This window comes from Psychrobacter sp. 78a-MNA-CIBAN-0178, assembly GCF_040309625.1.
Classification (GTDB): Bacteria; Pseudomonadota; Gammaproteobacteria; order Pseudomonadales; family Moraxellaceae; genus Psychrobacter; species Psychrobacter okhotskensis.
Map to the genome: position 1 here is coordinate 1 of NZ_JBEOOZ010000219.1, position 233 is coordinate 233.

Genomic DNA, 233 nt, shown 5'->3' on the forward strand with positions numbered 1-233 from the left:
GATAAACTGTATATCCATACAGTGTCATCGCAGTAAAAATGATCCTCCCCCCATTCGATCCTCCCAAGCTGAACGACCTCACCGAATGGTGGACGCACTGCACCTACGCGGACGTGCAGCGCCTGATACTCGAAGTGCAGCACCTCCGCCTGACGCTGTGGGAATTGAAAGCCCACGTCGCGGACGCATCGCGCCGCATCCGCGTGCTCGATCCGGACATGCTCGCGCATGGG

Annotated in this window: 1 protein-coding gene; it reads left to right on the top strand. The window is 58.8% G+C overall.

Annotated features, from left to right (window positions below; translation table 11 throughout):
* Positions 1 to 38: 38 nt before the first annotated feature.
* Positions 39 to 233: hypothetical protein (locus tag AAEY80_RS14895; protein WP_350588647.1), on the top strand; the 195-nt coding region annotated here is incomplete at its 3' end.